This window comes from Pseudoalteromonas sp. CO109Y (assembly GCF_004208935.1).
Lineage (GTDB): Bacteria > Pseudomonadota > Gammaproteobacteria > Enterobacterales > Alteromonadaceae > Pseudoalteromonas > Pseudoalteromonas shioyasakiensis.
In genome coordinates, this window is sequence record NZ_SGPD01000027.1 from 142,475 (window position 1) to 155,010 (window position 12,536).

8 protein-coding genes are annotated in these 12,536 nt (G+C 42.8%); 4 read left to right on the plus strand and 4 right to left on the minus strand.

What is annotated here, in order from left to right; genetic code table 11:
* Positions 1-137: 137 nt before the first annotated feature.
* Positions 138-1,268 (plus strand): ROK family transcriptional regulator, encoded by a 1,131-nt coding sequence (locus EXT43_RS10590; RefSeq protein ID WP_130166932.1) that lies wholly within the window; start codon positions 138-140, stop codon positions 1,266-1,268.
* 33 nt (positions 1,269-1,301) lie between these two features.
* Here the strand turns inward: EXT43_RS10590 and EXT43_RS10595 are convergent, their stop codons facing one another.
* Both EXT43_RS10595 and EXT43_RS10600 read right to left on the minus strand, forming a co-directional pair.
* A complete protein-coding gene (locus EXT43_RS10595; protein WP_130166933.1) occupies positions 1,302-3,341 on the minus strand; it encodes a S9 family peptidase in 2,040 nt (679 codons plus the stop codon).
* 141 nt (positions 3,342-3,482) lie between these two features.
* Positions 3,483-4,715 carry a TMEM143 family protein gene (locus EXT43_RS10600; RefSeq protein ID WP_130167037.1) on the minus strand — a complete coding sequence of 411 codons (1,233 nt, stop codon included), beginning with the start codon at positions 4,713-4,715 and terminating at the stop codon, positions 3,483-3,485.
* Positions 4,716-4,951: 236 nt separating this feature from the next.
* On the opposite strand from EXT43_RS10600, the gene EXT43_RS10605 reads away from it, so the two are divergent.
* From EXT43_RS10605 to EXT43_RS10615, 3 genes are all read left to right on the plus strand, one after another.
* Positions 4,952-5,860, plus strand: a complete 909-nt coding sequence (locus tag EXT43_RS10605) for a GGDEF domain-containing protein (RefSeq protein WP_130166934.1) — start codon at positions 4,952-4,954, stop codon at positions 5,858-5,860.
* Positions 5,861-5,919: 59 nt separating this feature from the next.
* On the plus strand, positions 5,920-6,504 hold the full coding sequence (locus EXT43_RS10610) for a VTT domain-containing protein (protein WP_130166935.1): 585 nt from the start codon (positions 5,920-5,922) through the stop codon (positions 6,502-6,504).
* A gap of 81 nt (positions 6,505-6,585) precedes the next feature.
* The gene (locus tag EXT43_RS10615; protein ID WP_130166936.1) at positions 6,586-8,172 is read left to right on the plus strand and encodes an L-lactate permease; all 1,587 of its coding nucleotides are present in this window, start codon (positions 6,586-6,588) and stop codon (positions 8,170-8,172) included.
* Between the two features lie 58 nt (positions 8,173-8,230).
* On the opposite strand, the gene EXT43_RS10620 is transcribed toward EXT43_RS10615, so the two are convergent.
* Both EXT43_RS10620 and EXT43_RS10625 read right to left on the minus strand, forming a co-directional pair.
* Positions 8,231-10,159: a phytase gene (locus EXT43_RS10620; RefSeq protein WP_130166937.1), complete on the minus strand. Its 1,929-nt coding sequence runs from the start codon at positions 10,157-10,159 to the stop codon at positions 8,231-8,233.
* A gap of 58 nt (positions 10,160-10,217) precedes the next feature.
* Entirely contained in the window at positions 10,218-12,518 is a 2,301-nt protein-coding gene (locus EXT43_RS10625) for a TonB-dependent receptor (protein ID WP_130166938.1), read from the minus strand.
* Positions 12,519-12,536 lie beyond the last annotated feature (18 nt).

A 12,536-nucleotide genomic window follows, 5' to 3' on the forward strand; every position in this document is an offset into this window, starting at 1 on the left:
GTTCATATTGTTGTGGCCGACAGTATTCACGACTATAAATAATAAATCAACCTAGTTGATTTATTATTTTGACTGGTAGATAGTACGCCAAAAAGGTCTAATAGGCCGCTTATCAAGCTTATATCAAGAAGGATGTTATGAAGAGCAGTTTATCGCGAGCACCAAGAAGCAAGAACGAGCGCGCAATTTTAAGTTTAATTAGGCAACAGCAAAGCATGCCTAAAGCGCAAATAGCAAAAGCGTTAGCCTTGTCTGCTCAGGCTGCAACAGTAAATATCAACAAGCTCGAAGAAGACAAGCTATTGCTTCGTGATGCACCTGTAAAAGGACGAGTAGGGCAGCCAAGTGTGCCGTTTAGGCTCAATCCAGATGGTGCATTTAGTTTTGGTTTGAAAATCGGGCGACGACGCTTCGACCTGATACTCGTTGACTTACAAAGCACGCAAAGAGCATCGGTATCTGTTGAGGTGAATGAAGCATCGGTTGATGAGCTTAAATCATTCTTAGAAACATATATCCCAAAATTAATCAGTCAATTAGAGCCTGAACTGCGCTCACATGTGTGTGGGCTAGGGGTCGCTATGCCGTTTGATATTTGGCAATGGCAAGCTGCTTCAGACTCTGCAACAAATACCCTTAGCCAATGGCAAAGCTTCGACTTAAAAGGTTACTTAGAAAGTCAGTTTAATTTACCGGTTTATATTAGTAACGATAATAACGCTGCCTGCTGTGCAGAACTAAGCCTTGGTAATCCTAATAATTACAGCGATTTTTTGTATGTTTATTTGGGGGCTTTTTTAGGTGGAGCAGTGGTGATTAACCAACAGCTTCTCGAAGGTAAAAGTGGTAATGCCGGTGCTATAGGCTCAATGCTAAACGCTGATCGGGAGCAGTTACTTAGTCAATGTTCATTACTATCATTGCAAAGCGAGTTTGATAAGCAGCAACTTAGCATTTCAGTGTACGAGCTTACCGACAGTCAGTTTACAGAGCATAAACGACTAGTTCAGCCTTGGCTTGAAAAAGCTGCTGAGGCTATCAGTATTGCCATGCATAACAGTTTGAGTTTATTAGATATGCAAGCTGTGATTATTGATTCGCCGTTACCGAGTAAAGCGCTTGAACAGCTCAAGCAGTTATCAATTGCAGCATTTGCACGTTTAGATAGTCGTGGACTACGTAGCTGTGAAGTGGGTTTAGGCGTGTGCGGGGAAAAAGCGCAGTCGATAGGTTCTGCTCAACTTGCGCTTAGTCATCATTATTTTTAAGCAGGAGTGAGCACCTCACTCCTGCTTAATTCATTACTTCTGGTATTGTTTGAACCACGCAAGGGTGTATTCAATTTTCGAAATCATACGTGACGGACGACCCGCAATACCATGTGGTGAGCCCGGTACGCGAATAAGCACGGTATCGACCTTTTGCAGTTTTAATGCTTGATAGAACTGCTCTGATTCTGAAATAGGCGTACGGCGGTCTTCTTCACCTGTCATGATCAATGATGGCGTGGTTACGTTACCCACTAATGAAAGCGGCGAACGTTTCCAGTAGTGCTCCACATTATCCCATGGCATGCCCGGGAACTGGTTACGAATTTGACCAATATAGCTGTCAGCTGAAAGAGTTTTACTTAACCAGTTGATCACAGGCTTGGTAATTGCCGCAGCGTTGAAGCGGTTTGTTAAACCAACAGCATAAGCCGTTGCAATACCACCTGCTGAACCACCAGCAATAAATAGGTTATCTTTGTCGATAAAGCCTTTAGCAATCATGGCATCAACTGCTGAGTTGTGATCGGCAAAGTCTTCTTCAGAGCTGTATTTACCATCTAGCAGTAGTGCAAAGTCTTTACCGTAACTTGTTGAACCACGGTAATTCACATACACAACCACGTAACCTTCAGCGGCATAACGTTGTAATTCAGCAGTAAAGCTTGGGCCATAGGCAAGATGTGGGCCGCCGTGAATTTCAACCATTAATGGGTACTGTTTGCTTTCATCAAAATCAGGTGGTGTGATATACCAACCTTGAATAGCCTGGCCGTCGAACTGCGATTTAACATTCAGCTCGTGCACTTTACCAAGCTTTTTATGGCCTAATACATCTTCGTTTAATGAAGTTAGCGTTTTACTTTTACCTCTGTAGATGTAGCCTAAATCAGCTGGGCGGTATTCACTGCCTGTGGTGTACGTAATAGCGCCATTATTGGCCATGCTGAAACTACCACTGATATACGGACGACCAATTGAAGTGCCCGATACGGTATCAGTTAAGTCAGTGACCTTACCGCGGCTGTTTACTTTAGCGAGCTTACGCTTACCAAAGTCGTCGTACTGAATAACAAAGTCACCATCGCCTGACCACTTATAATCAGCCACTGAACGGTCTAATTTTTCAGTAATATGCTTGATTGATTTATCGTCTAAATCGAGCATAGATAGTGTTGAGTTAATGTAAGGCACAGGGGCATTGTCACGCGCAACAAAGGCAAGTTCATCACCGTCTTGTGCGTAACGCGGGTTGCTTTCACGGCCAGGTAAATCAGTTAGTTGCGTAAGCTCGCCTGATTTTACATTGATTTCGTATAGGTCTGACTCAGTTGTGCGATATTCCCACTCATCATTGCGATCAGCAGAAAAAGCTAGTTTTGTGTTACTTGGATCCCAAGCAAGTGGACCATAGTGCTGATAATCACCCGATGTTAATTGGCGTGGTGTGCCACCCGAAACAGGAATAACAAAAACGTGACGGTATGAAGGCTCTAAAAAGCCTGCGCCATCAGCTTGATAGCGTGCTTTTTCAAACACTCTCACTGGTTTTGACCACTCAGCACCTTTAGGTTTTTTCGGCAGTTTTACTGATTTAGCGAACGCAGATTTACCTTCAGGAATACTCATGGTGAAGGCAATTTGTTCAGAATCATTTGACCAAGTTAAGTTACGTACTGATTTTGGTAGTTGCGTTAATAATGCTTGTTTGTCTTGTGCTAACCAATAAACGTGAAGCTGATTTGAGCCACTTGAGTTGCTGGTAAAAGCAATTTTCTTGCTATCTGGAGACCAAGTAGGTTGGCTATAGTTATGTTCATCAGAAAACAGTGGCGTGTGTTGACCAGACTTTATATCGTACAGCCAAAAGCTACGCTTATTACCATCTTTCATGATGTCGTAGCCGCTGCGCACATAAACGATTTTTTTACCGTCTGGGCTTATTTGTGGGTCGCCTGCGTATTCAAGCTGAAAAATATCTTCAGAGACAAATTTGTCGTTAGCATATACTTGAGCTGTTGTTGCTGCGCACAGCAAACTTGCTCCAATAAGGATTGTTTTTTTTAATTGCATGGAATGGTCTTTTTTTAGCCGTAAAATTTTATCCTAAAAGCAGACCATTCGCTGCGCAAGCACATTGAGATAAAGTTGCATTTACCCCAGTTGAATTGACTCTAAATTTATTTGTACTTGCTAGTACCTGATTTTAAAGGCTTAGGCAAACTTAAAATAGTCATCCCAACGCGCATCTAAGCGCTGTTTAGCCTTATCTAAATCAACCGCTGTATAAACGTCATTTTGTTGATTAACTAGATCAAGCTTTACGAGTTTGTCTAAAGCATCATCAATTTCAAAGTCGAGCTGGCAATTATGTTGCTCCTTAAACCATTGCTCAATTTGATTATCTAATTGCTCTGCAGTCATCGCTGATTCGCTTTTTAGTAAAAAGGTGTAGGCAAGCAGCGCCTCTTTAACATCTTCTTCTTCAGCTGCATCAACTAGAGTATGGAAAACACCTGCATTGTTATCGAGGTTTTTAAAATACAAGTTGTCGGCTAGTGCTTTCATAAAGCGAATTTTACGGTTTTTAAACTTGCTCCATTCTTTAAAAATAAAGCTGCCAAATACCCCCATGCCGATTGCAAAGGTAATAAAGTGTTGCTGACTCATATGCACTTCTTCACTGCGCCAACCACCCCAAAAGGCAATCAGAGCAATCAGTAGTAAAATTGACGCGCCTAATTTTGTTACCAACACCACAGCACCGCCAATCAATGCTGATGAACCAATAATCAGTTTATCTATTGGGCGCATTTTTACTTCGCTATTCGGAAACAGCATTTCTAAATCGGCTTTTGGCACATTCTGAAATAATTTGACAATAGTTGAATTTGGTTCAAAGCCCACTGGCATTTTGCCTTTTTCTAAAAAGTACTGCTCGTCTTTAAAGCGGATGAATATGGCAACGCGATCATAGTTAGTAAATTGAATCTGTTTTTTCTTAAGCCCCCAAAAACTGCGCAGCGTCTCAGTTTTTTGCGATTCACCACGGCGGTAAAAGACCACTTCTGCAAAATCATCAAACTCAACGGCTAAACGCACTTTAAATAAAGACTCTTCATTGAGCGCATCTTGTAAGTCTTGATTGGTAATGGTTTCAAAATTGGCAGCATTGAGTACGGTGGCAAAGTCTTTTGCAAAGGCAGATTGGTAACTGGCACGTTGCTCGTCGGTAATCGGTATTAGAGTGCGGGTGTCGCTATTTGGGTCAAATGGCGCATAGTTGTTTTTTAATGACTCCAGCAGCTCGTGATATTGATAATGAGTCACGCTTTGCAAAAGTGTAGCAAACTCCATAAACGAACCTGATTGCGATTTACCTAAATAGGCTTGGCAAAGGTTGATGATGTCGTGTTTTCGAAAAGGAATAAATCGTGCGTCGCTCATTGATTCTTGCTGTGTCATTTAAATTTTCAGCGATGATAAAAAAATAACAGCAGAATTGCGACCGTTAGTGGCAAATAGCATGAACTTAGACTTTTTTACTGACTAAAACGGCTTATTTTTAGACTTTTTACTCCAGTAAAAACGCTGGTTTTTGCCCTTTAAAGCGGCTTTATCATGCACTTTTAAATTTGCTTTGCTAATGTTTAGTTCATTGCAGTACGTTGTCGTGATTAGTTATGAATAAGCAAGCATCCCCTCCTGAAGTAAAGGCTGAGTTAAACTCAGTACCACTCATAATAAAGCAGTTATTTATTAGTTCTTTTATTGTCTTTTTGTTGCTGATAGTGATCACTTATCTGTATTACTTTAATCGGCTCGAAAACGATGTCTACTTAAATGGCGTGCTAAGTGACGCCATCAATTTGCTTATTTTGATTTGTATTTTCGCGTTTGTGCAAACCTCGGTGGTTGCTAAGCGCAGTTACTTATTTTTAAGTGTAGGTATCTTCCTTTGGAGCGTTGGGCTTACTTTTGATTTTTTAGACGAGCTGGTATTTCAACCAATCTGGGTTGGTATTTATATCGAAGATATTACCCGCACTTTAGGGATGCTAGTAACTGGGTTTGGTCTTTACCTTGCCCTTACAGACTTAGCTAAAACCCGCGAACAGCTTGAAGAAGAACTAAAAACCGATGTATTAACAAAGGCGTATAACCGTCGTTATTTTTATCATTATGTGCAGCAAAACCAAGATAAGCCACACAGCCTAGTGATAGCTGATATCGACCACTTTAAAGCGATTAATGATGAATATGGCCATGATGTTGGTGATCAGGTATTGATAGATTTTGTTTATCAGTGTCATCAAGCATTAAATGATGACATTCTATTTGCGCGAATAGGCGGTGAAGAATTTGCATTGTATGTAGCCTCTGACGACTTTGATGAGTTACGTGCTACCTGTGAGCAACTGCTCAGCCTTGCTAATAATGTGATGGTGACGCCGAGTAAAACGCTCAGCGTGAGTGTGGGTTCGGCTATAAAACGTGCCACAGAGACATTTAGCAACACCATGAAACGTGCCGACCAAGCGCTTTATTTGGCAAAAAATCAAGGCCGTAGCCGTTATATTCATAAACCGTAAGGGACGGTTAAGGGTTTTTGTTGTAACCTTTACCGCAACAAAACTCCAAGGGATGAATAATGGCAATTGCTAAAAAGTTAAAGCAAAAAACACGGCAGTTTATCGACTCTAAACATATGCTTAAATCGATTATGGTGGCATCATTTTTAGAGTCAACCATAGTGCCTATTCCTCTTGAAGCTGTGCTTGTTCCGTTAATGCAAGCCCGCCGCGAAAAGCTTTGGTTAATCGCATTAATGGCGACCATTGGTTGTATTATTGGTGCTATTTTTGGTTATGCCCTCGGCTACTATCTATTTGATGTAGTGGGGGACTGGGTGATTAATACCTTCTCAAACCCTGAGCAGTTCGAGCAAGTTAAGCAAAAAATGCAGGCACAAGGCTTTTGGTTTGTATTGACGCTCGGCATTGTGCCTATTCCATTTCAAATTGCCATGCTTGCCGCTGGAGCAACTAAGTATTCAATTTTTCTATTTTTACTGGCAACGGTTATTGCTCGTTCAATCCGCTACTTTGCCCTTGCTGCCGTTGTTTATTACGCGGGTAATCAGGCAGAGCGAGTTATTCAAAAGCACAAAACCAAAGCTTTAGTCGCTATTTCGGTGTTAGTACTGCTACTTTGGTGGCTCAGTACACTCATTTAACAAATAAAAAATACTGATTATGGTTATCCTGTCTATACTTTGAATTAAGGAAAGCGCTTAATAAAAACAACAGGATGACCCATGAATACCCTAGTGGCTGCACTGCCTATTTTGGTGCTGATCTGGATGATGGTAAAACGCAGCCCCATCGCTTCTTACATTGCTTTACCAATAACGGCGCTACTCGCTGCTTTACTGCAACTGTTTTTCTTTCATGCTGATTTAAGGCTGTTGCTTGCTAATTCGTTTGCTGGTGTGTTGTCTGTTATGACGCCTATTTCGATTATTGCTGGAGCTATTTTACTTAACCGCATGTTGGCAATATCAGGGGCCGAAACCACGATAAAACACTGGCTCGAATCAATTAGCAGTAATCAAGTTGCGCAGTTGATGATCATTGGTTGGGCGTTTGCATTTATGCTCGAAGGCGCATCGGGCTTTGGCACGCCTGCGGCCATCGCGGCGCCTATTTTGGTCGGGCTTGGTTTCTCGCCTTTTAAAGTGATTATTTTCACTCTTATTTTAAACTCGATCCCCGTATCTTTTGGTGCAGTTGGCACACCAACATGGTTTGGCTTTTCGGCGCTAAACTTAGATGACGGGCAAGTGCTGGCTATCTCAAGATGGACGGCGCTTTGTCATGTTATTGCTGCTTTGGTTATTCCTATGATTGCGCTGTGTCTTGTTTTACCACTAAAAAAGGTGCGTCAAAATAGCGTATTCATTTATTTAAGTGTGTTTTCATGTGTCTTACCTTATTGGTTGTTTGCCCAGTGGAACTATGAATTTCCATCGTTGATAGGTGGTGCAGTGGGTCTATTAGTGACTATCTATTTAGCAAGTAGGGGAGTGGGGTTAGATAAATCAGCTGTAAATGCACAAAGCACGAAAGGCAAAGCTGAGCTCACACCCAAAGCGCTATTTTTAGCATTATTCCCGTTATTACTTTTGATTGTTGTGCTGGTCATAACCCGTATTCATCAGTTGGGCATTAAAGCATTGCTAAACGACGAAACGCTCTGGGTGAGTATTCATTTGGGCTTTGCACAATTTGAATTAAGCAAAGCGCTGATCTTATCCTTACATGAGATATTCGGCACCTCAGTGGGGTGGTCGTATAAAACCTTGTTTGTACCGGCGTTGATCCCGTTTGTATTAGTGGTGCTGATCTGCGTTCCGTTACTTAAAATGAGCAAGCCACAAGTAAAGCAAATGTGCTCCGACACCTTAGGCCGTATTGCTATGCCATGTATTGCTTTGATCGGGGCGCTGGTGATGGTGAATGTCTTAATGCAAGGCGGCCATAATGCGCCCATATTCTATATGGCGAGCATCTTTGCTGATTTAAGCGGTGAGCATTGGGTGTTATTTGCCTCCTACTTGGGAGCTCTCGGCACTTTCTTTTCAGGTTCGGCAACGGTGTCTAATCTTACCTTTGGCGGTATTCAATATGGTATTGCACAGCAAGTGGGTTTGTCAGAAACCTTAGTGCTTGCGTTGCAATCAACGGGGGCGGCGATGGGGAATATGATCTGCATTAGCAATATTATTGCTGTAGCCAGTATTGTTGGAGTGAATAATCAAGAAGGGCCAGTGCTTAAGAAAACCTTTTTGCCTATGCTAATTTACGGTGCAATAGTTGGGTGTTTTAGTTATCTATTTTACTGATTAAACATGTTCAGATAAAAAAGGTGCCCAGATAAACCGAGCACCCTTACGGAGTAATTTATTGAATGGCTTTTTTTACTTCGCGCCAGTCAATAATCTTAAAGTTTTGCGGTGCCTGTGGCATACGGTTGTAACCATCTTGCACAATTAGCACCCCTTCAGGGTAGCCCGGTAGCGCAGCCGGTGTTACCGTTAGGCCATCGGTTTCTGATACGCCATCTATTGCTAGCTCTAGGTTGTTGCTGATTGCAAATTTACCCGCAAACTCTAGGCTAGGGGTATTGCCATCAATAATTTTATAAAGCACATAGCTGTAATCACCTTGGCTAGAAACCACTAAATAGCGGGCATCTTTTGCGTGGTAGATTTCCATGCCTTCTACATCATCAACCAACATATCGTTCACAGTTTGCAGCATTACAGGTTTATTTCCTGCTGTTGGCTCAGCGCCAATAAACCAAATACCTTCGTCTTCTTCACCTAAAAATAGCTGTGCGGTTTTATCATCTGCACTGCAACCTTCAGGTTGGCTTGGAACACTAAATTCGCGTACTAGTTGTGCTGATACGCTCTCATTATTACCAGTTAGTTTGTATTGCTGAAATAGGCCTGATTTGTCATTCATAAACACATAGTTGCCTGTGTTTGATGAGTACATACACATACCGTAAATTTCTTTTAGAGTCGTTGGCAGCTCAGCAAGGTGTTGCACCTGATTGTGAGTATCGACGCTGTAAACACTGATGCTGTTATGAGTACGGTTACTACCTGCAATCCAGGTATTCGTTGCGTTGTTGATACTTGCATGTTGGCGCACATCAACATTATTTAAACGGCCTGTTTCTAGTGCTTGTAGCTCTTTGCCTGCAAGGTCATACACCATTAAACCGCGGCGTTTATCGGTACCTAAGATCAGGCTTTTTGCTGCATTTTTAGAATTTACCCAAATAGCAGGGTCATCGGCGGCATCACCAAAAGCACGTACTGCATCGGTTTGCGCTTGTGCATTGATGTAAGTAACAGCGGCTGTTTTAGCGCTATTATGTTGTTTAGCTTGCCCATCTATTTGACCTTTTACATAATGACCTGATTCGTCATCGTATAACACGATATCAGCTTGCTTATTGTTAAAGTGCACTGCGGCAGATTCAATCGCCAGTTCACCAGCAAATTGCCAGCTGCTAAAACGTTTAGTACTCTTTTCGTAGCGATGTAATTGGTTATCTTCAGAGGTGGTGAACCATAAGCTACCATCATCTGTTGTGGTTAAACCGCCAACTTCAGGCGCTAAGCTGCCAAATGGCGACATCAAAGCCACGGGCTTTTTATCGGCGCGCGATTCAGCATCTGCGTTAATTTGCCAAATGCCTAGCTCGCCTTCACTTAAATAAAGAGTTTTACTGTTATCATCAACCGCACAGCCTGATGTTTCACTTACGCCAGCAAACTCACGTAATTCAAGGTTTAATGCGCGTTTGTTTGCCATATCAAACACCAGTGTTTCGCGGATAAGACCACGAGCGTCTGCCACAAATGCCGATACTGCTTGAGTTGTCGGGTTAGCAAATAAACACACCGCCTCAGGTTTTGCTTTTGGTGGGCTGATACGGCTAATTTCAGTTAGCTGCCATTTAGCTGCTTTTTGTAAGCTAAAAATCACCGCTTGGTCAGCTTCGTTGTCGATGCTAGCAACAAGGTAACTGTTTTTGCTGATTGCCTTAACAGACAGCGCTTCGAAGTTACCTTTTTGTAATCCGTGCTGTTTACCTGTGGCATCAATAAGTTGTAGGCCTTGGCTTTGTGAGCTTAATAGCCAAGTGTCATCAGCAAGGGCTGCCGCTTGTGAGCCTTGCATATTTTCAGTTGTGCCAAAGGCTGTTAATTGGTTTTTGATTGGTGCCTCGGTTGCCGTTGTTTGGCTACACGCAGCTAGGGTGCTTAGCATTACTGCACTGGCAACAAGATTAAGTGGTTTTTTAAAATTCATGGGATCCCCAAATATACAACAAGGCAGCAATGCGCTGCCTTAATAACTCTTATGTGTATTAAAACGCGTAGCGCAGCATTAACTGAATAACAGGGCCTGCTTCTTCAGACTCCAGTTCATACTCGTCAAAGTCGCGGTTGATTTGGTCATCAACCGTGTCGAACTTGTTAAAGGTTTCGTCTTTACTTGCATCTAATAGGTTTGAGCCCACTAAACGAAGCGTGACGTCTTGCCAGCGTTTTTCTACGAATAGTTCAAGGTCTGCGCCGTAGTGTGTGGTTACTTCTTCACCCACGATACGGCCATAAGCATCACCTTGTTTACGGTAAGTTGCACCGAACGAGGCGCCTAAATCAGGTAGATCTTGGATAAAGCCAACGTTAAACACGTAGTCAGATTGGTCGTTGAATTTACGGCTACCGAAAGTGTCATCTACTTCTGAATCAAGCCATGAGTAGTTAAAGAATACCCCTGTGTTTGGCATGCTAATAGCGCTTAGCGGCGTTGATAAATCAAGCTCGATACCTTTTACGTTGCCATCACCGGTGTTACGCGGTTGCAAAATGTAAGTACCATCACCTTCTGAACCTTGTTGGCCTGTATTGGCTATTTCGATAAGGTCTGTGACATCGCGATAGAACACATTGATACCCACGACGCCGCTTTTACCTAAGCGATATTCATAGCCTAAGTCCATACCCCACGATGATTCTGGTTGTAGGTCTGGGTTTCCTAAAAAGTCGTTATCGCCTAACTCTTTTTCAAGTAGAGCAGGGGTGATGTAATCAAAGTCAGGACGACGTAAGCTACGTGCAACCGACGCACTTACACGGCCGTTTTCAGAGACGTTGTAGCGTAAATGTGCCGATGGTAAGAAAAAGTCATAATCGTTTTTAGCGCTGACACCTTCTGCTTTGTCAGTAATGGTTGAGTCAGTTGTTTCGTAGCGCACACCTAACTCCCACGAGAAGTCTTGGTCTTCGTGCTTAACTAATGCAAATACATCTAGGCGGTCTTCTTCGAGTTTATTGACGCCACCAGCGGCTGCTTCAAACTCGTTGTTAAAGCCTGCCAGTGACAGAGGTGTTTTGCTGAATTGATCCCAGCTGGTAAAGCTTTGTTCGCTTTCATCTTCGGCTTGATAAACCGCAGTATCGCGCTCTTTACCTTGTACAAAGGCACCGAATTGAATCGTTTTGTTCTCGCCTGCAAACAAGCTATGTTGCCATTGTAATGACCATTCTTTGTCATCAAGGTCTACGGTTTCTTCTTCTTCCTCAAATACCATAGGTAGCTCAGAAGTATCGATCTCTACTTCTTGCTCGTAAACAGACTCTTCAAAGCTTGCAAAACCAAGTTTAAATTTGCTGGTGCCACCAAAAAGGGGTAACTCATAACCCGAGTTGATGTTGTAGTTGGTTTGATCGATGAAAGATACATTGGCGTTGTCGGTCTCAAGGTTACCGCCTTCAACAATTGAGTTATTGATTGCTGTTGGATCGTCATATTCGAATGAACGCTCATCTTCAGTACGGTCGGTATCAACCCAAATCGCGCTGATATCAAACTTGCTGCCATCATCAAAAGCAATTTCGTAGCTGGCGTTTAGCGAGGTGTCGTCACCGTCGCGAATATCTGATTGATCTTCGCGGTTATCGAATTCTTCGGTTTTGTAATTGGCGTTATTCTCTGGGCTGTCGCCATAGCGTAGGCTTGATTTTTGTTTTGGGTTATAACGACCTTGTAAGTTCGCACCAAGTAGTAAGCGGCCACCAGCAAACTCAGTGCCGTAAACACCTGCAAAGCTTTCTTTTAATTCGCCATCGTCATAACGCAGGCCACCCGCACGAAGGTAACCACCATCTAGGCTGTAACCGTCACGCAATACAATGTTTAGCGTACCGGCAATGGCATCGGCAGAGCGGTTTGCACTTGAAGCACGAATAATTTCTACACGCTCAATTAGCTCAGCAGGAATACGGTCAACAAAGAATGAGCGGTCAGCACCTGCACCAGGTACTTCTTCACCGTTGATAAGCACCTTTGTGTAAGCTGGGCTTAAGCCACGCATACGCGCGCCATCAGACTCTAAAACATCTGATAAAAACGTCACACTCGGTACACGTTTTAATGCATCACCGGCAGTCAGCGGTTCAAAACGTTGAAAGTATTCTTGTGAGTATTCAAGCGTCGGTGCCAGCTCTTGTGAGCGGTTGCGATAACCAATCTCGCCATATACAACAAGCTCTTCAGAGACTTTTACTTTTTTCTCATCGCTGCTTTGTTCGTCTTGTGCGTAAGCGGCAAATTGGCATAAGGCGAGGGCGCTTACTAACGCCTTCGTTTTAAATTGTTTCATGGGTTTGCTCCTGGTTGT

Excerpts from the sequence above, each read along its gene's own strand:
- EXT43_RS10590 (WP_130166932.1), top strand. The coding sequence starts at position 138 with ATGAAGAGCAGTTTATCGCGAGCACCAAGAAGCAAGAACGAGCGCGCA.
- EXT43_RS10595 (WP_130166933.1), bottom strand. The coding sequence starts at position 3,341 with ATGCAATTAAAAAAAACAATCCTTATTGGAGCAAGTTTGCTGTGCGCA.
- EXT43_RS10600 (WP_130167037.1), bottom strand. The coding sequence starts at position 4,715 with ATGAGCGACGCACGATTTATTCCTTTTCGAAAACACGACATCATCAAC.
- EXT43_RS10605 (WP_130166934.1), top strand. The coding sequence starts at position 4,952 with ATGAATAAGCAAGCATCCCCTCCTGAAGTAAAGGCTGAGTTAAACTCA.
- EXT43_RS10610 (WP_130166935.1), top strand. The coding sequence starts at position 5,920 with ATGGCAATTGCTAAAAAGTTAAAGCAAAAAACACGGCAGTTTATCGAC.
- EXT43_RS10615 (WP_130166936.1), top strand. The coding sequence starts at position 6,586 with ATGAATACCCTAGTGGCTGCACTGCCTATTTTGGTGCTGATCTGGATG.
- EXT43_RS10620 (WP_130166937.1), bottom strand. The coding sequence starts at position 10,159 with ATGAATTTTAAAAAACCACTTAATCTTGTTGCCAGTGCAGTAATGCTA.
- EXT43_RS10625 (WP_130166938.1), bottom strand. The coding sequence starts at position 12,518 with ATGAAACAATTTAAAACGAAGGCGTTAGTAAGCGCCCTCGCCTTATGC.